This window comes from Azospirillum sp. TSH64, assembly GCF_003116035.1.
Taxonomy (GTDB): Bacteria; Pseudomonadota; Alphaproteobacteria; order Azospirillales; family Azospirillaceae; genus Azospirillum.
Genome location: NZ_LGQW01000015.1, coordinates 7,112,710 through 7,136,106, shown reverse-complemented (window position 1 = coordinate 7,136,106; position 23,397 = coordinate 7,112,710). Strand labels below are relative to the sequence as shown.

The 23,397-nt window shown below is 65.0% G+C and carries 18 protein-coding genes, 1 tRNA gene, 2 rRNA genes and 1 other annotated feature (1 of these 22 only partly in view); of the genes, 9 read left to right on the top strand and 12 right to left on the bottom strand.

Annotation, left to right across the window (positions count from 1 at the left end; genetic code table 11):
- Window positions 1-53: 53 nt before the first annotated feature.
- Entirely contained in the window at window positions 54-1,286 is a 1,233-nt protein-coding gene (locus tag TSH64_RS33400) for a benzoate/H(+) symporter BenE family transporter (RefSeq protein WP_109451662.1), read from the bottom strand.
- A 114-nt stretch (window positions 1,287-1,400) separates the two neighbouring features.
- Between TSH64_RS33400 and TSH64_RS33395 the strand changes: the two genes are divergently transcribed.
- From TSH64_RS33395 to TSH64_RS33380, 4 genes are all read left to right on the top strand, one after another.
- Window positions 1,401-2,891: a PLP-dependent aminotransferase family protein gene (locus TSH64_RS33395; RefSeq protein WP_109451660.1), complete on the top strand. Its 1,491-nt coding sequence runs from the start codon at window positions 1,401-1,403 to the stop codon at window positions 2,889-2,891.
- A gap of 184 nt (window positions 2,892-3,075) precedes the next feature.
- A complete protein-coding gene (locus TSH64_RS33390) occupies window positions 3,076-3,291 on the top strand; it encodes a hypothetical protein (RefSeq protein WP_247873303.1) in 216 nt (71 codons plus the stop codon).
- A gap of 77 nt (window positions 3,292-3,368) precedes the next feature.
- The gene (locus TSH64_RS33385) at window positions 3,369-3,950 is read left to right on the top strand and encodes a nitrogen fixation protein NifQ (RefSeq protein ID WP_247873302.1); all 582 of its coding nucleotides are present in this window, start codon (window positions 3,369-3,371) and stop codon (window positions 3,948-3,950) included.
- A 150-nt stretch (window positions 3,951-4,100) separates the two neighbouring features.
- Window positions 4,101-6,158 carry a TonB-dependent receptor gene (locus TSH64_RS33380; protein ID WP_109451656.1) on the top strand — a complete coding sequence of 686 codons (2,058 nt, stop codon included), beginning with the start codon at window positions 4,101-4,103 and terminating at the stop codon, window positions 6,156-6,158.
- A 116-nt stretch (window positions 6,159-6,274) separates the two neighbouring features.
- Here the strand turns inward: TSH64_RS33380 and TSH64_RS33375 are convergent, their stop codons facing one another.
- Together TSH64_RS33375 and TSH64_RS33370 are read right to left on the bottom strand one after the other, a co-directional pair.
- A complete protein-coding gene (locus TSH64_RS33375; RefSeq protein WP_109451654.1) occupies window positions 6,275-7,651 on the bottom strand; it encodes a di-heme oxidoredictase family protein in 1,377 nt (458 codons plus the stop codon).
- On the bottom strand, window positions 7,648-8,979 hold the full coding sequence (locus tag TSH64_RS33370; protein WP_158285446.1) for an extracellular solute-binding protein: 1,332 nt from the start codon (window positions 8,977-8,979) through the stop codon (window positions 7,648-7,650). Before TSH64_RS33370 ends, TSH64_RS33375 begins: the two co-directional genes overlap by 4 nt.
- Before the next feature lie 249 nt (window positions 8,980-9,228).
- On the opposite strand from TSH64_RS33370, the gene modA reads away from it, so the two are divergent.
- On the top strand, window positions 9,229-9,984 hold the full coding sequence (gene modA / locus TSH64_RS33365) for a molybdate ABC transporter substrate-binding protein (RefSeq protein ID WP_109451650.1): 756 nt from the start codon (window positions 9,229-9,231) through the stop codon (window positions 9,982-9,984).
- A gap of 8 nt (window positions 9,985-9,992) precedes the next feature.
- Window positions 9,993-10,484, top strand: coding sequence for an ABC transporter permease subunit (locus TSH64_RS33360; protein ID WP_109451648.1), 492 nt, complete (start codon window positions 9,993-9,995; stop codon window positions 10,482-10,484).
- Window positions 10,485-10,539: 55 nt separating this feature from the next.
- On the opposite strand, the gene TSH64_RS33355 is transcribed toward TSH64_RS33360, so the two are convergent.
- The 6 genes from TSH64_RS33355 to TSH64_RS33330 all read right to left on the bottom strand — a co-directional run bounded on the left by TSH64_RS33355 (window position 10,540) and on the right by TSH64_RS33330 (window position 17,409).
- Window positions 10,540-11,397, bottom strand: a complete 858-nt coding sequence (locus tag TSH64_RS33355; protein WP_109451646.1) for a fumarylacetoacetate hydrolase family protein — start codon at window positions 11,395-11,397, stop codon at window positions 10,540-10,542.
- Between the two features lie 162 nt (window positions 11,398-11,559).
- Entirely contained in the window at window positions 11,560-12,549 is a 990-nt protein-coding gene (locus TSH64_RS33350; RefSeq protein ID WP_109451644.1) for a C-terminal binding protein, read from the bottom strand.
- A gap of 2 nt (window positions 12,550-12,551) precedes the next feature.
- Window positions 12,552-13,628 carry an L-dopachrome tautomerase-related protein gene (locus TSH64_RS33345; protein ID WP_158285445.1) on the bottom strand — a complete coding sequence of 359 codons (1,077 nt, stop codon included), beginning with the start codon at window positions 13,626-13,628 and terminating at the stop codon, window positions 12,552-12,554.
- Between the two features lie 64 nt (window positions 13,629-13,692).
- Window positions 13,693-14,445, bottom strand: coding sequence for an alpha/beta hydrolase (locus tag TSH64_RS33340; protein ID WP_146208094.1), 753 nt, complete (start codon window positions 14,443-14,445; stop codon window positions 13,693-13,695).
- A gap of 49 nt (window positions 14,446-14,494) precedes the next feature.
- On the bottom strand, window positions 14,495-16,378 hold the full coding sequence (locus tag TSH64_RS33335) for a TRAP transporter large permease subunit (RefSeq protein WP_109451638.1): 1,884 nt from the start codon (window positions 16,376-16,378) through the stop codon (window positions 14,495-14,497).
- An 11-nt stretch (window positions 16,379-16,389) separates the two neighbouring features.
- On the bottom strand, window positions 16,390-17,409 hold the full coding sequence (locus tag TSH64_RS33330) for a TRAP transporter substrate-binding protein (RefSeq protein WP_199237731.1): 1,020 nt from the start codon (window positions 17,407-17,409) through the stop codon (window positions 16,390-16,392).
- A 207-nt stretch (window positions 17,410-17,616) separates the two neighbouring features.
- Between TSH64_RS33330 and TSH64_RS33325 the strand changes: the two genes are divergently transcribed.
- The 3 genes from TSH64_RS33325 to TSH64_RS33315 all read left to right on the top strand — a co-directional run bounded on the left by TSH64_RS33325 (window position 17,617) and on the right by TSH64_RS33315 (window position 20,574).
- Window positions 17,617-18,288, top strand: coding sequence for an FCD domain-containing protein (locus tag TSH64_RS33325; protein ID WP_109451634.1), 672 nt, complete (start codon window positions 17,617-17,619; stop codon window positions 18,286-18,288).
- Window positions 18,289-18,374: 86 nt separating this feature from the next.
- Entirely contained in the window at window positions 18,375-19,148 is a 774-nt protein-coding gene (locus TSH64_RS33320) for an SDR family oxidoreductase (protein ID WP_109451632.1), read from the top strand.
- A gap of 194 nt (window positions 19,149-19,342) precedes the next feature.
- Window positions 19,343-20,574, top strand: a protein-coding gene (locus TSH64_RS33315; RefSeq protein WP_199237730.1) for an IS3 family transposase whose coding sequence is annotated in 2 segments (ribosomal slippage) — window positions 19,343-19,637 and window positions 19,637-20,574 — 1,233 coding nt in all. Because the reading frame shifts where the segments join, the coding sequence is not laid out codon by codon here.
- Window positions 19,627-19,743, top strand: a sequence feature (AL1L pseudoknot). It overlaps the preceding gene by 117 nt.
- Window positions 20,575-20,928: 354 nt before the next feature.
- On the opposite strand, the gene TSH64_RS33305 is transcribed toward TSH64_RS33315, so the two are convergent.
- The 3 genes from TSH64_RS33305 to TSH64_RS33295 all read right to left on the bottom strand — a co-directional run.
- Window positions 20,929-21,005, bottom strand: a tRNA-Met gene (locus TSH64_RS33305).
- A gap of 83 nt (window positions 21,006-21,088) precedes the next feature.
- Window positions 21,089-21,204, bottom strand: a 5S ribosomal RNA gene (gene rrf, locus TSH64_RS33300).
- A 146-nt stretch (window positions 21,205-21,350) separates the two neighbouring features.
- Window positions 21,351-23,397: ribosomal RNA gene (locus TSH64_RS33295) — 23S ribosomal RNA — on the bottom strand; it runs 699 nt beyond the window's last position.

Below are 23,397 nucleotides of genomic sequence, written 5' to 3'. Positions count from 1 at the left end.
CAGCCCATGCACGACCTGGCACTGGATCGAGATGACGGAAGTGGTCATCGTCGTCACTTCGCGGTCCTTTCGGTCATGGTGAGGCCGGCCTGCTCACGGCGCGGCAGGCGGCCGTTCAGGGCGAGGTGGGCGACAAGACCGATCACCAGCCCCCAGAAGGCCCCGCCGACGCCGAGCAGCTTGATGTTCGCCGCGGATGCCAGGAAGGTGATGAGCGCCGCTTCACGCGATGTCGGATCGGCCATCGCTCCGGCAAGGCTGCCGCCGATGGTGCCAAGCAATGCCAGACCGGCAAGCGTGGTGATGAAGGTGGCCGGGAAGGCCATGAAGACGGCGGCGAGCGTCACCCCGAACACGCCGACCAGCACATAGAAGCAGCCGGCCGCGATGCCCGCGATCCAGCGCTTTCGCGGGTCTTCATGCGCTTCCCTCCCGGTGGCGATCGCCGCCGTGATCGCCGCGATGTTGAAGGCGTGCGAGCCGAACGGGGCCATGACGAGCGAGCCAAGGCCGGTCACAGCGACGATCGGATTGGCGCTGGTCTTGAAGCCGTCGTTCCGCAGCACCAGCATCCCCGGCATGTACTGGCCGGTCAGCGTGATGAGAAACAGCGGCAACGCGACAGACAGCAGCGCATTCAGCGAGAACGCCGGCATCGTGAAGACGGGCATGGCGAACTCCGGCTTCAGACCTGACAGATCCACCCGGCCTTGCGTCAGCAGGAACACCAGCCCGAGAACGAGGATTCCGACCACGGCATAACGGGCGGAAAAGCGCTTCAGCACGACATAGGCGACAATCAGCAGTCCGACGAGCAGTGGATCGACGCTCGCGCCACCGAATGCACCGACGCCGAATTGCAGCAGGATGCCGGCCAACAGCCCGGAGGCGATCCCCGGCGGGATCAGCCGGATGACCTTCTCGAAACAGCCCGAAAGACCGAGCGCGACGAAGGCCGCTGCCGAGATCATGTAAGCGCCGACCGCTTCCGCATAGGGAGTCGTCGCCAACGCGGTGACGAGAAACGCCGCCGCCGGCGTGGACCAGGCGGTGATGATCGGCTCGCGAAAGCGCCAGCTCAGGAACAGTCCCGTCAGTCCGACGCCGACGGAAACCGACCAGACCCACGAGGCCGTGAGTTCGGGGCCTAACCCAGCGACCTTCGCCGCCTGAAACACCAGGATGAAGGTGCCGCCATAGTTGACGATCACGGAGATCAGCCCCGCCACGATGGGATGGGTCAAGTCGTTCAAGCGGATCGACGAAGGTGAAGCATGTGAGGGCATGATCCTGATGGGTCTCCTGAAGTTCGGGGCGCACAGGCCAAAACAGCTGCATTGACAAATAGCCGGCCAATGGCCTGAATTACCCATCCACTTCGTTCGAGAGACCCAGACCATTTGTTCAAGCATTCCCAACTGGAATCCGTGAAGGCATGGATTGCCCATCCCGCCCATTCCGCGATGCCGCTCCATGCGCGGATTCAACGGGCAATCCGGCACCTGATCGTCGATGGCGCGCTCGGGCGGGGAAAGCCGCTGCCAGCCTCACGCCCGCTCGCCAAATCGCTCGGTGTATCGCGCGACACGGTTGAAGCCGCCTACGCCCAGCTTCATGCCGAGGGCTTCATCGACCGCCGGGTCGGCAGCGGCAGCTTCGTCGCCGAGATGACGGAGTTCACGCCGGGGCTCCGGCTATCCCGGCGTGACGCACTCGCGCGCAATCAGGCCCCGAACCTCAGCAAACGTGGGGCCGCAATGTCCCGCAGCGGCGGGGTGCGCGAGATGATGATTCCGCGACCCTTCGCGCATGGCGTGCCGGAAACCCGTAGTTTTCCGCTTCAGCTCTGGGAAAGGCTGGAGCGACAGGTGCGTAAGGAGGCCAGCGCGCAGACGCTGTTTCATGGCGATCCGCAGGGGACCGAACCGCTGCGCCGCGCCATCGCCGACTATGTGAATCTTGAACGGGGAGCCCGCGCCACAGCCGACCGGGTGCTCATCCTCACCAGTTCGCAGCAGGCCATGTCGCTTTGCGCCAACATGCTGCTCGATCCCGGCGACCGCATCTTCATCGAAGATCCTGCCTATTACGGCGCACGCAAAGCATTCGATGCGGCGGGATTGGAATGCGTGCCGGTTCGTGTGGATCGGCAGGGCATCGTCGTCGATCAGATCATTGCCGAGCCCCATAAGGCGAAAGCCGTTTCCCTGACGCCTTCCCACCAGTTTCCAACCGGAGCCACACTGGCGCTGGATCGCCGCCTTGCGCTCATCGAATGGGCATCACGGCATCAGGCCTGGATCATTGAGGACGATTACGACAGCGAATTCCACTATGCGGGCAAGCCGACCGCCTGTTTGCAGGGGCTCGATGCCCACGACCGGACCATCTACATCGGCACCTTCACCAAGTCGCTGTTTCCGGGTTTGCGGATCGGCTACGTCGTGCTGCCGCCCCAGCTCGTAAAGCCGATGACTGTGGCGCGCACCCTGCTTGATGGGCATTCGGCTCCGATGCCGCAACTGACGCTTGCCCGTTTCATGGAGGGAGGGCATTTCGGCGCCTATGTGCGCACCATGCGCGCCATCTATGCCGAACGTCTCGATGTGCTCGTCGACCTCGTTCAAGAGCATCTGTCCGATTTCGTCGAGCCGCGCGTTCCAATCGGCGGACTGCAAATGCCGTGTCTGCTCATTGGCGATCTGTCGGAGCGTATGGCGATCGACGCCGGGCGGCGCGTCGGGGTCGAGCTTCTGGGATTGACGGCACTTCACGCAACGAGCGACGCCAAGGGCGGTTTCCTGATGGGCTTTGCCGCTTACACGCCGGCCGAGATCGAGAATGCCGTCAAGAAGCTGGCGAACGCCTTTCTGGCGGTGGCCAAACCGTAGAAGACCGCCACTGCATTCCTTTGCCGAGGCGTTGCAACCGTCCTTTAGAGTGTGATCGCTTCAAGCGGAATCGCTTGAAGCGTGAATCACACGGAAAACCAAAAGCTTAGACTCTGTCTGATGCTTCCATAAGCATCAGACAGAGTCTAAACCCCATGCGCACTCAATGATCGAAAATTGCCGAGTGCTGGCGCAGGTCCTGACCGATGGCAAGCATGCCATCCCGAAGGCCCTGGAGAAGCCGATGGTCACATCGGGCATTCGTGTCGAAAGCGCCGCCGGTGCGTCGCGTGGCTTCGGCGCCGCCGACCATCGCGGGATCGCCAACTCGTGGCGCGTTTCCCGTTGCCGTACTAAACATCAGATACGGATGAGCGCGATCGATGAGAGGCGGACGTGACGGACTCGGCGGCTTACCATCGCCTGATGGCGTGCTCGGCATCCGGCAGCCTTGCCGATACGCAGAATCTCGGGCGCATGCTGCTGCGCCGTTGCAGCGACGCTTCGGCACCCTACCCCTGCGCATTGGGGCTGCCCCCGGACAGGCTGGGCGCCCTGGTCGAGACCGTCTTCCCGGAAGCGGCCGCCGGCTGGACGCCGGGGCGCTGCTTTTCCCGGCACGTCCATCGTCTGGCCGAAGCGGAAGCAGAGGATCACCCCGCCTGCCTCGTCTCCATCGACTTGGCCGCGCCGGAGATCCTGCGGTTGAAGCGCGAAGAGGAGGACTTCCTCGGCCTACTGCTGCGCAATCGCAGCACGGACCTGCCGATTGCCGCGGTTTTCGCCGCCATCATCGCGCGCGCCTGTGTGGAAAACGATCATCTCTGGCGCTCCCTCGGGCTGGCGGGGCGCAACGCCCTGGCGGATCTGCTCCGGCGCCATTTCCATCCGCTGGCGTCCGCCAACACCCGCAAGCTGCGCTGGAAGCGCTTCTTCTACGAGCGTCTCCACGCCGAAGGCCGGCCCACCGACCGGCCAACCGTCTGCGATGCCTGCTCCCATCATTCCGACTGCTATGGCGACATCATCCCGACGAGGCCGCACGGCATGCCTAAGTAGCGGATCATCCTGTTCCCAAGGCAGAGAGGCTTTTGACAGAGAGGCCGCAATCGATATATCCGTTCAAATATATCGATTGCGGATGGCAGGTGGGGCCTGCGGGGGAATACCGCATCGGTGAGAGGGAAACGGCTTATCATTGGGGGCGAGATGCGTAATTCCTGTCTGTATATTACGTTTACGATTGGGACGCTGACCGCCGGTGGGTCAGTCGCGGCCGATGCCGCCAGCGATCCGGCCGTCAATGCCGGGGCCGGCGTCTTCACGCTCGGCCAGATCAACGTGTCGGCCCAGGCGGCCGGACAGCCGATCGGCGGATCCAGCCTGTCGGCCGACGAGATGCAGACCTTCAACAAGCAGTCGCTCGATCAGGCGATGGACATCATTCCCGGCGTCACGTCGTCGACGACCGGCGGGCAGCGCAACGAACGGCTGGTCTACATCCGCGGCTTCGACCGCTACCAGATTCCGGTGATGATGGATGGCGTGCGGATCTATCTTCCCGCCGACAACCGGCTCGATTTCGGCCGCCTGCTGACCCCCGATCTGTCGGAAATCCAGGTGTCGAAGGGCTACGCCTCGGTGCTGGACGGACCGGGCGCCATGGGCGGCGCCATCAACCTCGTCACCCGCAAGCCGACCCGCGCCTTCGAAGCGGAACTGCGCCAGGGGCTGTCCTTCGACAACCGGGCGGCCCTGGGCGGCTACACCAGCTACGGCATGGCCGGCACCCGGCAGGAGCGCTTCTACCTGCAAGCCAGCGGCACCAGAACCGAGACCACCCACAGCCGCCTGCCGGAGAGCTTCAAGCCGGTGGCGTCGGAGAATGGCGGCAACCGCGACCAGTCGCAAGCCAGGGACTGGTCGGTCAACCTGAAGGCCGGCTTCACGCCCAACGACACCGACGAATATTCGATCAACGTCCAGAAACAGTCGGGCAGGAAGGGCGCGCCGCTGAACGTGAACGACAGCGTCGCCAACCAGCGCTATTGGAGCTGGCCCTATTGGGATTTGCAGAGCGTCTATTGGCTGTCGAACACCAAGCTGGGCAGCGCGTCCTACGCAAAGACCAAGCTCTATTACAACAGCTTCCAGAACGGGCTCTACGCCTTCGATGACGCCGCCCTGACGCGGCAGGCCACGTCACGCTCCTTCCGCAGCTATTACGACGACAAGGCCTATGGCGGCAGCGTCGAGCTGGGCACCGACCTGATCCCGATGAACACGCTGAAGGGCGCCCTGCATTTCCGCCGCGACGACCACAAGGAATGGCAGCGCCTCTACCCCGGCAATTTCCTGGAGCCCAAGCAGCGGGATCTGGAGGACACCTGGTCGGTCGCGCTGGAGAACAGCTTTCACGCCACGGAGTCCTTGGACATCGTGCTCGGCGCCAGCCACGATTGGCGCCGCCTGCACGAGGCGCAGGACTGGAACGGCACCGCCGCCGGCTCGATGATCGACTACAAGCGCGCCGACAGCGACGCCACCAATGCCCAGGGCGCCGTGGTCTACCGCTTCTCCAGGACTGGCGAGGCGCATGCCAGCATCTCCGCCCGCAGCCGCTTCCCCAGCATCTTCGAGCGCTTCAGCACCCGCTTCAACGGCGCCGCCTCCAATCCCGACCTGAAGCCGGAAAAGGCGATCAATTACGAGATCGGCGCCTCGGAGCGTTTCGGGTCCACCCGTGTCGAGGGCGCCGTCTTTCTCAGTCGCCTTCGCGACGTGATCGCCAACGCGCCAATCGTCATCAACGGCCAGTCGACGACGCAGAGCCGCAACATGGCGTCCGGCCTCTATCGCGGTTTCGAGGTCGCCCTCACCACCAGACTGACCCCGACGCTGGAGGTCGGCGGCAACTACACGCTGACCATCCGGTCGCTGTCCGACCCCAACATCCCCAACCTGAAGGCGGTCGGCACGCCGAGCCATAAGGTCTTCCTGCATGCCGACTGGCGCCCGACCGAACAGCTCGCCATCGTCCCGAGCGTCGAGGCGGCGAGCGGCCGCTACAGCCAGAGCACCGCGGGCACAGTGTTCCTCGGCAACGGTGGTTATGTCCTGGCCAATCTCCAGGCCAGCTACGACCTGACAGCCAACGCACAGGTGTCGGCCGGGGTGCGCAACCTGTTCGACACCAACTATTCGCTGGCCGACGGTTTCCCGGAGCCGGGTCGGACGATGTTCGTCACCGCACGCTACAGCTTCTGATCCTGGTCGGGCGCTTGAACCAAACCGTTCAAGCGCCCGCCGGCCGTTTCACTTTATCCGGATATACATCGATTCCGGGCAGCCTATAAGCAAGCCAAACGCTGTGGGACGCAGTGTCAAAGGGAGTCGAGGAAGACCAGCAGTGCTTTGCGGTTCAGCGACGGCATGCGACGGACCGCCTCGCGCGCCGGCTCGGCCTCGCCACCGTGCCAGAGAATGGCCTCCAGCGGGGTGCGGGCGCGGCCGTCATGCAGGTAGGTCGGGTGGTCGGTGACCACTGCCGTCAGGCCAAGCCCCCAGAGCGGCGGTGTCCGCCATTGGCGCCCGGTCGCCTGGAAGTCGGGCCGCCCATCGGCCAGCCCCTCGCCCATGTCATGCAGCAGCAGGTCGGTGTAGGGGTGGATGGTTCGGCCGGCCAGTTCCGGCAAGGCCGGCGACGGGCCGGTGCGCAGGGTCGGGGTGTGGCAGGCCGCGCAGCCGATGGCGGCGAACAGACCTTCTCCCACCCGCACCAGGGGATCGTCGGCGTTTCGCCGTGCCGGCACCGCGAGTGCACGGGTGTAGAGCGTCACCAGATCGAGCTGTTCGTCGCTCAGCTCCGGCTCGACCCTTCCCGTATCCTCTCCCGCTGCCGCCCGGCAGGCGGTCTGCGCCGCCGTGCAGCCATGGTGCGCAAACAGGGTCGAGGTCAGGCCGAGGTCGCCGTCGAAGGCCCCGGCATTCTGCTGACGCAGGCTCGGCTGGTTGGCCTTCAACCCGAAGCGGCCGACCGAAAAGGCGCCGCGCGCCGCATCCCACACCAGATTGACCCGCCCACGCACGCCGTCGCCATCACGGTCGTCCGGATCGGCGAGTGCCAGCAGATCGGCCTCCGGCACCGCCTCCAGCAGGCCGAGCCCGACGATCGGCGGCGCCATCCGCACCGAGGTCATCACCTCCGGGCCCAATGGCCCATAGCCGAGAGTGCTCAGCCGCAGGTCCGGTCGCCGCAGGGCAACCGGGGTACCGTCGGCCAGACGGTCGATGCGCTCCGACCAGACCAGCGTCGCCCGGCCCTCGCCCGGCACGCCGGGGATGCCGTCGGGGTTGAACTGGTCGCCATAGACCGGATGCGGTCGCGGCGCCCCACCCGCTTTGTCACCCGCCCCGCCGCCGGGCACCGACAGTCGGACCAGGGTGGACCGCATGCTGTCGCTCTCCCCCTCCGGTGGTTCTCCCCGGCCGTTCTTGGCGTGACAGGCGATGCAGGATTGCCGGTTGAACAGTGGGCCGAGCCCGTCGAGATCGGGCCGCACCTCCGACGGTCCGACGGTCCACACCTGCTGGAACAGCGAACGACCGGCATGGAAGGCGGCACGGTGAACCGGGTCGAGAGCCGGCAGCGGCCTGGAGAAGGCGTCGCGTCCCTGGACTGGCACCGTCACCGCCTCATCGGCCCGCAAGGGCGTCGCGGCGACCAACAGGGCGGCGGCGAGAAGGACAATCCGTCTCATGGCGTCGGCAGAGCCCGACGGACGAGATCCAGCGCATCGGCCTGGGCGGCGTCGATGCGGGCCGACCAGTCTTTCCGCATGGCCGCCTGCTCCTCCGGATTGCGATTGGAACGGCGGTCCTGGAAGCCCGGAGCGAGACGGTCGGCATCGGCACCGGCAACCGGAACGAAGCCGGCCAGCGTGCGCGCCCTGCTTACCAGGGCGGCGCGCTCCGGGTCGGGCTTGGTGGTGGGCTGGGCAGCCAGGGCGGCTTCGGCGGCGTGGATGGCGCCCCACAGCGTCTTCAACCGGTCCTGCCGCTCGGCGATCAGGCTGTCGAACAGCGCCGCGATCAGGCCGTGGCGGTTCAGCCCCTTCTCCATGTCGTAAGCGTAGGCTTCGGCCCCGATCCTCTGAAAGGGGTTGACGGTGCCGGCCGGCGCCTGGGTGTAGACGTCAGGACGCACCGGATAGCGGCGGATATCAGGATGGAACAGCAGCGCCTGCCCCGGCGCCGACAGCACAAAATCGACGAAGGCGCGCGCCGCGTCCGGGTGCGGTGCGGCTCTGGCGATCGCCACCTGGGCCGGCAGGAAGGCGGTGCGTGGCGGGTATACCAGCACCACCGGATGGCCGTTGGCGATGGCGCTGCGGGCGAAAAAATCCACCGTCACGGCGACGTCGGCCTCGCCGTTCACCACGCTCTCGCTGACCTGTCCGCCACTGCCGACCAGCGTCGCATCGGCCGCGGCCTCGCCGAGCAGCGCCCAGCCGGCCTCCCAGCCCTCCGCCTGCAGCAGGATGTCGTAGAGCGCTCCGGAGAAGCTGACCTGCCCGGCGATGGGCAGGGCCAGCCGCCCGTTCCAGCGCGTTGCTGCCAGATCGCGCCAAGTCGCCGGCTGCGGCAGGCGATCGCGGGCGAGTGCCGCCGGGTTGACGATCAGCCCGTAGCCGGCGACCTCGAACGCCTCGAAGAAGCCTTGGCGGTCGGAGACGAACTGCCCATCGACCACGCCCGGCAAAATGGCGCGGTCCACCGTCAGCGGCCGGAAGGCCCCTGCGTCGCGCAGCCGCGGAAAGCTGCCGAGCGAAGGCGTCCAATAGACGTCGACGCCGCCCTGGTCGGGCTTGGCCAGTTCCACCGCAGCGTCACGTGACGGTTTCCAGACCACCTGCAGGTCGGTGCCGGGATTGGCGCGCTCGAAGGCCTGCTCGTAGCGTTGCACAAGCTCATCCGGGTAGCTGGTCATCACGACGACCTGCCCCTCCAACGCCCAGCCCGCTCCGGAGCCGAGCATCAGAACGGAGCCAAGCAGCGAAGCGGCGATCCGAGGGAAAAGCGGGCGCATGATGGGCGACCTCGTTACAATTATATCCATCAAGATATAGCGATTACCCTATATCGACCTTTGGATCAGCGCAACACCGGCAATGTGGGCTGGAGCGGCAGCCTGCCAGGGGGGCCAACACTGTCCGCACGCCCGCTGTCATACGGCCATATCCATTCATAAACTGCGGTCTTGACCCGGCACCGGAAATATTGAATTGGATATAGCGATTCTGGCCGTCGGCGTGATTCTGTTGAAAGGACGCTTCCGATGCGCTTGAAAACCCTGGTCCTTGCGTTCGGCCTCCTCGCCGTCCAGGCTGCCGCCGCCTCGGCGCAGGAACTGTATGCCTATGTCGGAGCCGGACTGCGGCCCCCGGTGGACGCCCTGATCACGGCGTTCCAGAAGGAAACCGGCATCGTCGTGCGCGCCGAGTATGGCGGTTCCGGCCAGTTGCTGGCCCGCTTCGCCGAAACGCGAAAGGGTGATCTATTCATTCCCGGCACCACCTTCTACACCGACAAGCTGAAGGAGCAGGACGCCGTCGCCGACCTGCAGGTTCTGGTGATGCATGGCCCGGTTCTCGCCATGGCGCCGGCCAGGGCGGACGCCATCCGCAGCGTCGCCAACCTTGCCAAGCCCGGCTTGCGTCTCGGCCTCGGCGATCCGCGGGCGCTGGCGCTGGGGCGCACGGCAGGGGAGATCCTCGACAAGTCCGGCCAAGGCGAGGCGATCCGCAAGAACGTCACCGCCCGCGCGGCGACGGTGAAGCAGTTGGCCATCTATGTGCTGGACGGCAATGTGGACGCCGCCATCATCGGCGCCGCCGACGTGGCGCAGAATCCCGGTAAGCTCACCGTACTGGCGATTCCGCCATCCTGGTATCAGGCGGAATACGCCCCGGTCGCCGTACTGAAGACCAGCACCGCGCCGGACGCCGCCCGGCGCTTCGCCGCTTTCCTGGCGTCGGACGCCGGGCTGGCCGTTTTCCAGAGTTTTGGGTTCCCGCCAGCGCCCAAACCATAAGGCGCCGCATGACGCGCTTCGAACGTCTGCTCATCCTGCCGCTCGCGCTCATCGCCCTGATGATCGTCGGCGTGCTGGGTGCGCTGGCTCTGCGGCTGCGGCCGGGGGAACTGGCCGCAGCCGTCACGGCGCCGGAAACGCTGTTCGCCCTGCGCCTGTCGCTGTTGACCTCGGCGGCGGCGCTGGCGATCGCGCTGCTGCTCGGGCTGCCCGCCGCCTATCTGATGGCGCGGCGGCCCTTTCCCGGACGGGCGCTGCTCGATACCCTGCTCGACGTGCCCCTGGTCATGCCGCCACTGGTGGCGGGGCTGGGGCTGCTGTTCTCGCCGGCGGGCGTGGTACTGGCCCTGGCCTTCATCGCCACCACCGTCGTCCTGCGCAGCGCGGCGGCGGCCTTCCGGGCGGTGGACCCCGGCCATCGTGCCGCCGCGTGGACGCTGGGGACCGGGGCATGGGAGGTGTTCCCTCTCCTATCGTTCCCATTGCTCAAGACGGCATGACCAGCCCATTGCGGCCACCATCGGCCGCAACGGGCTGGCCCTGATGTGTGATTGTCTATCGGACGGCGAGCGGATGGGAGATGACCCGCTGGGTCTGCTCGCCCAGACCCTCGATGCCGAGCGTCACCACGTCACCGACCTTCAGGAAGGCGGGCTCGGGCTTCTGCCCCATCCCGACACCGGGCGGCGTGCCCGTGGCGATGATGTCGCCCGGCATCAGCGTCATGTGACGGCTGACGTAGGAAACCAGGGTCCTGACGCCGAAGATCATCGTCGCCGTGCTGCCGTCCTGCATGCGCTGTCCGTTGACGTCGAGCCACATGCACAGCGCCTGCGGATCCGCGACCTCGTCCGCGGTCACCAGCCACGGTCCGACCGGACCGAACGTGTCGCATCCCTTGCCCTTGTCCCACTGGGAGGATTGCATCTGGAACGCGCGTTCGGACACGTCGTTCAGCAGGCAATAGCCGGCGACATGCGACAGGGCGTCGGCTTCTGAAACGCACTGCGCCTTGGTGCCGATCACGACCCCGAGCTCCACCTCCCAGTCGAGCTTGGTCGACCCCAGCGGCTGGATCGTGGGCTCGTCCGGGCCGCACATCGCGCTGACCGCCTTGAGGAAGATGATCGGCTCGCTCGGCACGGCCAGGCCGGCCTCCTCGGCATGGTCGGAATAGTTCAGACCGATGCAGACATATTTCGACGTGCCCGTAAACGGGATGCCGAAGCGGGGATTGCCGTCGACGACGGGCAGGCCGGCGGGATCGACGGCCGTCAACCGGCGGAGCCCCTCCGGCGACAGCATCTCCGCCGTGAGGTCGGAACAGTGCGACGACAGATCCCTCAGCCGGCCCTCTCCATCGAGCAGACCCGGCTTTTCCGCCCCATCCTGGCCATAGCGACACAATTTCATCGGTCATCGTCCTTGTGGCGCCGCCTGTCGAATGCCCGTCCGTCCGTCCGGCAAAGCCCTTCGGTCGGCGAGGCGTTCGCAGCGGCCCGGTTGTGTTTCATGATGTGAGACGTGATGCGTCCCCGTCGTCCGGCGGGGATCGCGGCCCTCCCGGAGGCCGCCTCAGAGGCCGGCGCGGTTCCGGCCCTTCACGGCCGGGTTGACCACGTTGATCGGCCACTCGCCGCTCAGCACGCGCCGGACTTCCGACGGTGCTCCCGACTGCAGCCCGACCATCGCCTCTTCGCTGTACCAGGCCGCATGCGGCGTGATGATGACGTTCTCGCGCCCGCGGAGCGGATGCGGATCGGGGAGCGGCTCAGGATCGGTGGTGTCGAGGGCGCAGCCGGCGATGCGACCGGTATCAAGGGCGCGTACCAGGGCGGCGGTGTCGACGATCGGGCCGCGCGCGACATTGATCAGGATGGAGGACGGCTTCATGCGCGCGAAGGCCTCGTCCCCGATCAGTCCGCGCGTCGCGGTGGTGAGGGGCGGGTGCACCGAAAGGAAATCCGCCTGCTCCAGCACCGCGTCCAACTCCTGCTTCTCGCCGGGAACGGCGAACTGGCCGTTCTCGACGAACGGGTCGCTGAACACGACGCGCATGTCGAAGGCCGCAGCCCGTGCGGCCACCTTCCGCGCGATGTTGCCGAACCCGACGAGGCCGAGCGTCTTGCCGGCGAGCCGGGTCATCGGCTTGCCCAGGGGCACCGCCCATTCGCCGGCGCGGACGCGGCGGTCGTAGAAGGCGATCTTGCGGGCGGCCGCCAGCATCAGGGCCATCGCGTGTTCCGCAACCTCGTCGACGCAATAGGTCGGGTTGTTGGTCACGATGATGCCGGCTTCGGTCGCCGCCGCCAGGTCGATGGTGTCGACGCCGATGCCATAGCGGGCGATGACCTTGCACTTGGGCATCCGCCCGATCACCTCGGCCGTGATCGGGCCGGCATAGGTGTTGAGAAGGGCATCGCAATCGGCGGCCTGCTCGAGAAACTCGGCCGGAGCCGCCGCCTTGAACGGGACCAGATCGGCGATCCCGTCGAGCGTGTGATGCTCGACGTCCAGCGATTCCCAGACGTAATCGGTCAGTACGACCTTGGCTTTACCAGACATCGTCAATCCCTCACCTTGATCTTGAACATGTGCCAGGGCCGCTCGACGAGATTTCCCCCGCCGGAGAACATCGGCACCCGGTTCAGCTGCGATGCCGTGAAATGAACGTAGCCGTCCGTGCTGATCGACGGCGTGATCGGCCAGACCAGGTCGGGCCGGCTGACCACCATCTCGGACGCGCCGTTGCTGTCGGGCCGGATGCGGCGGATGCCGTTGTTCTCCGCGTCGGTCAGGTACCAGGTGCCGTCGCGGTCGCGGCAGATGCCGGCGACCCACGGCCCCCCGACATCGAAGGCGACGGAAACCCGGCTGGCGATTTCGCTGTCGGTCAGCGACGGATCCTTGAACGTGTCGACATGCGTCTTGAAGATCTTCCGGCCGAACAGGCACATGAAGTAAAGGGTGTCCGGATCGGAGCCGAACTCCAGCAGGTCGTTGTGGATGTACATCGGCTTGCCGTTGAGGAGCGTGATTTTGCGCCCCTCCATTATCGGCACGTCCTCGGGCTCGCAGCGCATCAACGGGTGCCCGACGAGAATGCGCCGGTAGCTGTTGTCGCGCAGATCGATGACGTAGAAGGAGCCTTCCTTCGATTCCGCCATGAAGGCGTGATCGCCGTGGAAGCGCATGTGCGCCAGGCGCGTTCCGGAATGGGCGGTCTTCGGGTCGAAGATGATGACCCGCTTCGTCTCCCCGGTTTCGATGCTGATCTGCACGACCTTGACGGCGCCCTCGATCGCGGTCGCGAAGTGGGGGGCTGCCGCGTCGAGCACCCAGAGATTTCCCTTGCCGTCCGGGATGATGCTGTTCACGTCGACGAAATGCTGCGTCGGATCCTTGCCTTCGGCCCATTCGTTCCAATGGTTACCGGGAAAGGGTTTGAAGGAGCCGTCGGGGAACACCTCGACGACGCCCGGCGTCGGCCCGAGCCACCCCGGCATCGATGCGAAGAGGCGGCCGCCGGTCGCCACGGCACCGTTCCAGAGAAAGTCCGGCGACCGGGCGATCTCGATCAGTTCGGACGACGGCTGGGGCGCCGCGGTCCCGGCATCGGGCGACAATGATAGCTTCGTGGACATCAGCGATGATGCTCCTGGTGTTGCTGGGCCGCCGGAGCGGCCGGAAGGGCCTTGTCCGAACGGATCAGGACAGGAAGTCGTGGAGCAGCGCGGCGTAGCGCACCGGCGTCTCCTGCATGGGGTAGTGGCCGGCCTCATGGATCGTCTCGAAGCGGCTTCCGGCGGCGGCGGGCCCCAGCTTGTCCCGCACATCGGCCTCACGGAAACCGTCGGCGTCATGCGCGCCGGTCACCACCAGCGTAGGCATGGCGTAGCCTGCCAACTCGTCGGCGAAGCCGCCGCCGAGCAGCATGTTTTTCAGATAGCCGCTACGCGCCGCATCCGTCGCGGTCTCCCGCGACCGGCGCGCCTTGTGATCGAGCCAGACGTCTCCGTACCGGTTGCCGGTCACGGCGGCGACGATGTTGCGGCAGGCCGACCGGTCGACGGCGACGCTCTCGAAGAAGGCGCGCGTGTCATCATCGAGATCGAGGCCGCCGGCGGTCACCGGTGCCGCCAGCACCACCGCCGTCACGCGCTCCGGCAGGGCGAGCGCGAGCTTCATGGCGACCATCCCGCTCATCGAATGGCCGGCGACGGCGAAACTGCCGAAGCCCAGGTGATCCGCCAGTTCGGTCAGGTCGGCCACGGCCTGGTCGAGAGAAAATCCCTCGAGGTGGCGCGACAGGCCATAGCCGCGCAGGTCCGGGAAGACCCAGGTGAAGCGGGCCTCGTCGAGATAGGGCAGGATCGGTTCGTAGGTGGTTCGGTCGCCCAGCCAGTCGTGCAGCATGACGATTTTGGACGGGCCGCACCCGACGGATTGGTATCCAATCACGTTTTGTCCTCCAACGGGGTGTATGAGCGTTCAGGTTCGGAGCCGAAGCTCAGAGGAAGCCGGTCGAGATCCAGGGGACGGCGGCCACGATCACCAGGGCGGCCGCGACGGCGGCGATGTAGGGCCAGACGGCGCCCATCACGCTGTCGGGCGACTCCCGTCCGATGGCGCAGGCGGCATAGAAGCCGACGCCGAAGGGCGGCGTGAACAGCCCGACACCCATGGCGAGGACCGCGACGATCGCGTAATGGACTTCGTGGATGCCCAGCGTCTTCGCGATCGGAAACAGCAGCGGCCCGAAGAGCACGATCGCCGGAATGCCTTCCAGCAGGCTTCCGAGCAGCACGAACAGCACCACGGACACCGCCATGAAGCCGGCCGCACCACCGGGGAGGTTCGTCATGACCGCGGCCAGATCGCGCGAGAAGCCGGACTGGGTCAGCGCCCATGCCATCGCGGTCGCCATGCCCAGGATGATGAGGATCGATCCCGACAGCGCCGCCGTCTGCACCAGCATGGGATAGAAGCCGCGCCAGTTGAACTTGCGGTACACCACAGCACCAACCAGCACCGCGTAGACCACGCCGATGGTCGAGACCTCGGTGGCGGTCGCGACCCCCTCGACCACGGCGGCCCGGATGATGAACGGAAGCGCCAGAGCCGGCAGTGAATAGACGAACGCCTTGCCGATCTCCCGCGCCGACGGCCGCTTGACGCCGCTCAGGTTGTCGCCGCGTGCCCGGAAGGCGCAGACCACCGCCAGGGCGGCGCCGGCGACGACCGCCGGCAGAAGGCCGGCCGTGAACAGGGCGGCGATGGAGACGCCGGTGACGGAACCCAGGATGATAAGAACGAAGCTCGGTGGGATGGTTTCCGTCTGGGCACCCGAGGCGGCAAGGAGCGCCACGAGATCCTTGCGCGGCAGCCCGCGTTTTTCCATCTCGGGGAACAGCATCGGAGCGATCGCCGCCATGTCGGCCGCTTTGGAGCCGGAAATGCCCGAGACGAGGTACATGGCGCCGAGCAGGACATAGTGCAGCCCGCCCCGCACATGGCCGACGAGGCTCGCCATGAAGCCGATCAGCGCGCGCGCCAGCCCGCTGGATTCCATGACGAGGCCTAGCAGCACGAACATCGGAATGGACAGCAGGATGATGTGCGAGACGCCCTCGTCGATGCGGCCGATTATGACCTCTAGCGGCATGCTCGTCGTCGACGTCAGGTAGGCGGCCGTCGCGATGCCGAAGGCGAAGCCGATCGGCACCCCGACCAGGACCGCGGCCCCGACGCCGAGCACGAAGAAGACCACCAGATTGTACTTGCCGAGGCTCATCAGCACCGGCTCGCCGACCACCAGAGCAGCAGCCAACCCGGCAACGATCATGAAGGCGACGGAGAGTTGGCGCAGGTTGGCGGCGGCGAGCAGGCGGGCGAGGCAGATCATCAACATGAGAGCGATGCCAACCGCCAAGCCCAGCACCCGCAAGCCGTCCGGCAGTTCGAGCGCCGGGGTCGTGATCATCCATTCGCTGTCGGCGTAATGCAGGGCCGGCGCGACGAGCAGGATCAGCAAGGCCGCCATCGTGAGGACTGACAGGGCCTCGAGAACCGCGCGGGTGCCTGTCCCGACCTTGCCGACGACCAGGGTGAGCCGCATATGCTCGTTGCGGCCGAGCGCGATGACCGACCCCAGCATGACAAGCCAGAGGAACAGGATGGCAGCCAGCTCGTCGGCCCAGCTGATGGGGGCGTCGAAGACGTAGCGTGCGACGACGCCGCTGAAGAGTATCACGGCGATGACCACGACCAGCGCCGCTGCGACCGGACAGGTGATGGCCATGATCGCCCGTTCGATCGAGGCTGCGACCGAGCTGCGGACGGAGACCGGGGGAAACCCGTCGGCCTCCTGTCCCGGGGTGAGATTCACCTCCATGCCGCCGCTCGTCACGTCAGCTCGCCGGTGTATTTGGTCAGGAGCTTCCAGGCGTCGGCGTCGTATTTCTGCCGCCACTCGGCATAGAAGCCGGCCCGGCGCAACTCCGCCTTGAAGCTCTCGATGTCGGGCCGGGTGAAGGTGATGCCGGCGACCGTCAGCTTTTCCTTCAGCGACGCATTGAGCGCCGCCGAGGCGGCACGCTGCTTCAGGCCTTCCGCGTCGAAATTACGGGTGACGATCTCCTGAAGATCCTTGGGCAGGGCGCTCCAGGCATTCTTGCCGGCGAGCAGCCACGACCCGTCCCAGATGTGGTTGGTCTCGGAGATGTTCTTCTGGACCTCGTAGAACTTCGCCGTGTCGAACACCACCAGCGGGTTCTCCTGCCCGTCGACCAGCTGGGTCTGGAGGGCGCTGTAGGCCTCGCCCAGGTTGATGTTGACGGGTGCCGCACCGAGGGCCTTGAAGAGCGAGGTGTAGAGCGGGCTCACCGGGACGCGCAGCTTCAGCCCCTTGAGGTCCGCCGCCTTCGCGATCTGCTGGGACCCGGTGCTGATCTGGCGGAAGCCGTTGTCCCACACGGTTGCGAAGGGATGCACGCCGACCTTGGCGAAGGCCGACCGGATATGGTCGCCGAGATCGCCGTCGATCGCCTTCCAGACCTGATCGTAGTTTTGGAAGGCGAAGCCCATCCCGTAGATCGACGCGACCGGGACGAAGGTGCTCAGGATCAGGCCAGCGGTCGTGAAGAACTCGACGCCGCCGCTGCGCAGTTGGGACATCATCTGGCTGTCTCCGCCGAGCTGGCTGGAGCCGAAGACCTCGATCCTGAGGCCGCCGTTGCTGTCCTTGCCGATCTGCTCGGCGGCGGCGACCAGATGGGCGTGCAACGGATGGGTCAGCGGGAAGCCGTGCGCGAACTTGTACCTGAAGGACTGCGCCTTGGCGGACCGGATCAGCGCGGGAGCTGAAACGGCCAGGGTGGCCGCGGTGACCGCTTTGCCGAACGTCCGTCTGGAGATCATCGTCATTTTTTCCTCCCATTCCGCGCCGCTCCGGCGCATTGACAATAGGGATGTCTGATTGTTGACAATACGTCAATAAGGAATCTGATTGTCGACAATCATAAAGTTCGAAAGTTGACTTTTGCCGCCGAACTGCTATCTCTGACGGTGGGAAAGGACGGTTCGCACGCTCCTTCCCGCTTTGGCTCCATCGGGCCGGGAAAGAGGAACGGCATGCCCACGGTTGAAGACCAGCTTGAGCTCGTCAGGTCGAAGACGCTCGCCACTCTGGTGCAGGAGCGGATCGTCCGCATGATCCGGGAAGGCGAGCTGATATCCGGAGACAAGCTTGTCGAGACGAGTTTCACGGCCAAGCTCAACGTGAACAGGGCGGCGGTCCGCGAGGCGTTCCGCGGCCTTGAAGAGGCCGGTCTGGTGAAGCTCGAGAAGAATCGCGGCGTGTTCGTCCGCGACTTCCTGCCCAAGGAAGCCATCGAACTCTACGAAATGCGTGCCTGCCTGGAGGAAATGGGTGCCCGCCGCCTCGCCGGCATCATCACGGACGTTCAGGTCGGGGAACTGCAGGACATTAATGCCCGGCTGCTCGTCTGCGCCAGGAACAAGGACATCGAGAGCTATTACCCCCTGAACATCGAGTTTCACGATCGCATGATCGACATGACGGAGCACCGTGTCCTTCAGGAAACCTATCGGCGGCTGGTGGACCGGATGCACCTGCTGCGGCGGCGCGGATACGAGACCGGCGACGGCCTGATCGAATCGAACGCCGAGCATGACGCGGTGCTCGAGGCGCTTGCCGCACGGGATGTGGAGCGCACTGCGGCCGCCGCGCGGGCGCATGTCATGAAGGGAATGCAGAGGTACGTCGCCGCACAGCGGGACTGACTTTCCACAAGAGCTTTTACGGTGGCGCCGCTCGCGGGAGAGCTTTGGCCGGCGCCGGTCGGTTTGCAAAGAAGGAATGCCGACAGATGGCCGATACCCTCGATAAGGTCGGGAAAGTGGCTGTCGTGACCGGGGCCGGCTCCGGCATCGGCAGGAGCGTGGCGCTGGGCCTGCTCGACGCCGGCTACCGGGTCGTCCTCGCCGGCCACCGGGCAGACCGGCTGGACGCCACGATCGCGCAGGTGGCCGAGCGGAAGCGTACCCATGTACTGGCGCTACCCATCGACGTGGCCGATCCGGCAGCGGTGGACGCCCTGTTCGCCGAGGTGGAAAGGGTCTACGGCCGGCTCGACCTGCTGTTCAACAACGCCGGGACCAACGTACCAGGCGTCCCGTTCGAGGATTTGTCCCATGACCAGTGGCGCAGCGTCATCGACGTCAACCTCACCGGCGCGTTCCTCTGCGCCCAGGCCGCCTACCGGCTGATGAAGCGTCAGTCGCCGCAAGGAGGCCGGATCATCAACAACGGTTCCCTGTCGGCGCACGCCCCGCGCCCTTACTCGGCACCTTACACGGCCAGCAAGCACGCGATTACCGGACTGACCAAGTCCATCGCGCTCGACGGCCGCAACCACGGCATCGCCTGCGGCCAGATCGACATCGGCAACGCTGCCACCGACATGGCGGCCAAGTTGGGCAAAGGAGCCTTGCAGCCCAACGGATCCGTTCAACCCGAGCCGTTGATGGACATGAAAAGCGTGACCGATACGGTCCTGTACATGGACGGCCTGCCGCCGCAGGCGAATGCCCTGTTCGTCACCGTAATGGCAACGACCATGCCGTTCGTCGGGCGCGGCTAAGCGGTCTTTCCGAACTCCGCCTCCATATGGGCGGGCACGGAAATCCTCAAAGATCAATGTGTCTGTCGAGCTTCGGAGCGGGCATGCCCGGGGCGATCCGGCAGATTGGCTCGGTCATCCTGGCGCGTCGAACGAGGAAAGTGAACCGCTCCGGGTTTGTCGGAGGCTCCATTTCTTGAGAAAATAGAGTCATCATGACGAAGCAGAGATCAGCGAAATACGCCCCTGAAGTCCGCGAGCGCGCGGTTCGGATGGTGTTCGAGCATGAGGGGGATCACGCCTCGCAGTGGGCTGCGATCGGCTCGATCGCGTCCAAGATCGGCTGCACGGCGGAGACACTGCGGGGCTGGGTCCGGCAAGCCGAGCGCGACCAGGGCAAGCGGCCCGGCCCAACGACGGACGAGCAGGAGCGGATCAAGGCGTTGGAGCGTGAGGTGCGGGAACTGCGCCAGGCGAACGAGATCCTGCGCAAGGCGTCGGCGTATTTCGCCCAGGCGGAGCTCGACCGCCCGTTCCGGAAATGATCACCTTCATCGACGCGCACCGCGCCGTCCACGGGGTCGAACCGATCTGCAAGGTGCTGCCGATCGCCCCGTCCACCTATCGCGCCCATGCCGCCCGGCGGGCCGATCCGGCCAAGGCGCCGGCCCGCTCGCGAAGTGACGCGGAGCTGAGGGAGGCTATCCGGCGGGTCTGGGACGCGAACTTTCAGGTCTACGGGGTACGGAAAGTGTGGCGACAGTTGCGGCGGGAGGGCACCGACGTGGCGCGCTGCACGGTGGCCCGGCTGATGAAGCACATGGGTCTGAAGGGGGCGACACGCGGCAAGGCGGTGCGCACCACGATCAGCGACCGGGCGGCGCCCTGTCCTGCTGACCGAGTGAACCGCCAGTTCCAGGCGCCCCGCCCGAACGCCTTGTGGTTGGCCGATTTCACATACGTGTCGACATGGCAGGGCTTCGTCTATGTCGCCTTCGTCATCGACGCCTTCGCGCGCCGCATCGTGGGCTGGCGGGTGTCCAGTACAGCCCACGCCGGCTTCGTTCTGGATGCGCTCGAACAGGCACTTCACGATCGCCGGCCGGCCAAGGGCAGCGGCCTCATCCATCACTCCGACAGCGGATCGCAATACGTTGCGATCCGCTACACCGAGCGTCTCACCGAAGCTGGGGTCGAGCCCTCCGTGGGCAGCGTTGGCGATTCCTACGATAACGCGTTGACCGAGACCATAAACGGTCTCTACAAGACCGAGGTGATCCGGCGCCGCGGGCCATGGCGCACATTGGAGGCTGTCAAGTTCGCCACCCTGGAGTGGGTCGACTGGTTCAACCACCGGCGCCTTCTCGAACCCATCGGCAACATTCCTCCCGCCGAGGCCGAAGCGCGTTACTATACCCAAACCGAGGACGTCGCTATGGCGGCGTGACTCAACACAAATGACCTCCGAGAAACCCGGAGCGGTTCAGTCTTCGGTTCAGTCGAGGAACTCACCAAGCTTGCCAATGACAGCATGCAGGCCACCATTGACGAAGCGCTTGATAACCCCGCCTTCCTTACCGTGGTGGGAGCACGCTGACCGGCTCTGAATCGTTGCTGCAAAGGGCCATCTGGCGCATCAGCCGGGGCAGCGGTCGACAAAGTCGCGTGCCCCCTGCCCTCTCGAACGCCGGGTTGGAGGCGCAGCGTTCTGGCGACCTGCCGGCGATCCTGGAGGCGTGCGCCGGGGCGGACCCGAAACGCCGACAGCCCGCCTCGTGGGAGGCGGGCTGTCAACTGTCGGTGGTTGCGGGGGCAGGATTTGAACCTGCGGCCTTCAGGTTATGAGCCTGACGAGCTACCGGGCTGCTCCACCCCGCGGATGTCCATTATGCTGGATGACGGATGTCGTGAAGATGCAAGCATTTGGCTTTTGCGTATTGAGCGTCTCATGTGCCTGAGCGACCTGGCGGCGACCTACTCTCCCACGTCTTAAGACGCAGTACCATTGGCGCGGAGGCTTTTCACGGCCGAGTTCGGGATGGGATCGGGTGTTTGACACCTCGCCATGACCACCAGGTCACCGAGGCACAAGACCGACGCTGTTACCGAAAGCGCTTAATGCTTGTTCAGTGCAAGTGAGGAGGATGTATCGAACGGCGATGCGCTGGTCAAGCACTGCTTTGGAGCAGGCTTGCTGCTGCGCATGGCGCGGTTAGTGGTGTCGAGATCAAGCCGATCGAGCGATTAGTAAGGCTTAGCTTCAAGCATTGCTGCCCGTCCACATGCCTCCTATCGACGTGATGGTCTGTCACGGCTCTCAAGGGAGCTCTGGTTTAGAGGTGGGTTTCCCGCTTAGATGCTTTCAGCGGTTATCCCGTCCATACTTAGCTACCCGGCCATGCCACTGGCGTGACAACCGGTGCACCAGAGGTATGTCCATCCCGGTCCTCTCGTACTAGGGACAGATCCTCGCAAAACTCCGACACCCACGGCAGATAGGGACCGAACTGTCTCACGACGTTCTAAACCCAGCTCACGTACCACTTTAATCGGCGAACAGCCGAACCCTTGGGACCTGCTCCAGCCCCAGGATGTGATGAGCCGACATCGAGGTGCCAAACGACTCCGTCGATATGGACTCTTGGGAGTCATCAGCCTGTTATCCCCGGCGTACCTTTTATCCGTTGAGCGATGGCCCGTCCACGTGGAGCCACCGGATCACTATGGCCGACTTTCGTCTCTGCTCGACTTGTCAGTCTTGCAGTCAGGCGGGCTTATGCCATTGCACTCGACGAGCGATTTCCGACCGCTCTGAGCCCACCATCGCGCGCCTCCGTTACACTTTGGGAGGCGACCGCCCCAGTCAAACTACCCGCCATGCAGGGTCCCGGACCCGGATAACGGGCCACGGTTAGATGCCAGAGACTTCAAGGGTGGTATTTCAAGGTTGGCTCCACACGAGCTGGCGCCCATGTTTCCAAGCCTCCCACCTATCCTACACATGAAGTCCCTAGCACCACTGCAAAGCTGTAGTAAAGGTGCACGGGGTCTTTCCGTCTGACCGCGGGAACTCCGCATCTTCACGGAGAGTTCAATTTCGCTGAGTTGGTGTTGGAGACAGCGGGGAAGTCGTTACGCCATTCGTGCAGGTCGGAACTTACCCGACAAGGAATTTCGCTACCTTAGGACCGTTATAGTTACGGCCGCCGTTTACCGGGGCTTCAATTCAGAGCTTGCACTCCTCCTCTTAACCTTCCGGCACCGGGCAGGCGTCAGACCCTATACGTCGCCTTGTGTGGCTTCGCAGAGCCCTGTGTTTTTAGTAAACAGTCGCTACCCCCTGGTCTGTGCCCCCCGCCATGGCTTGCGCCACAACGGGGCCCTCTTCTTCCGAAGTTACGAGGGCAATTTGCCGAGTTCCTTCAACACCATTCTCTCAAGCGCCTGGGTATACTCTACCAGTCCACCTGTGTCGGTTTGGGGTACGGTCTATATGGCGGGGCTATTTCCTGGAACCGGTCCACAGCACGATCAATCCGATAAGATCGTACACGCTTTCCAATCCGTCACCTCCGCCAGGCCCACGAATATTAACGTGGTTCCCATCGACTACGCCTTTCGGCCTCGCCTTAGGGGCCGGCTCACCCTGCGTGGATTAACCTTGCGCAGGAACCCTTGGACTTTCGGCGACAGTGTTTCTCACACTGTTTGTCGCTACTCATGTCAGCATTCTCACTTCCGATACCTCCAGGCGGCCTCACGGACACCCTTCGCAGGCTTACGGAACGCTCCGCTACCACGCGATCAAAGATCGCATCCGCAGCTTCGGTACACGGCTTGAGCCCCGATACATTTTCGGCGCAGGCCGGCTTAACTAGACCAGTGAGCTATTACGCTTTCTTTAAAGGATGGCTGCTTCTAAGCCAACCTCCTGGTTGTCATGGCCTTCCCACATCCTTTCCCACTTAGCCGTGATTTGGGGACCTTAGCTGGCGGTCTGGGCTGTTTCCCTCTCGACGATGGACCTTAGCACCCACCGTCTGTCTGCCGCGCTCTGCTCGCGGGTATTCGGAGTTTGGTTAGGTTTGGTAAGGCTCGCGCCCCCCTAGCCCATCCAGTGCTCTACCCCCCGCGGCAATACGCGACGCGCTACCTAAATAGCTTTCGCGGAGAACCAGCTATTTCCTGATTTGATTGGCCTTTCACCCCTAGCCACAGGTCATCTCCGACTTTTTCAACAGGCGTGAGTTCGGTCCTCCAGTGCGTGTTA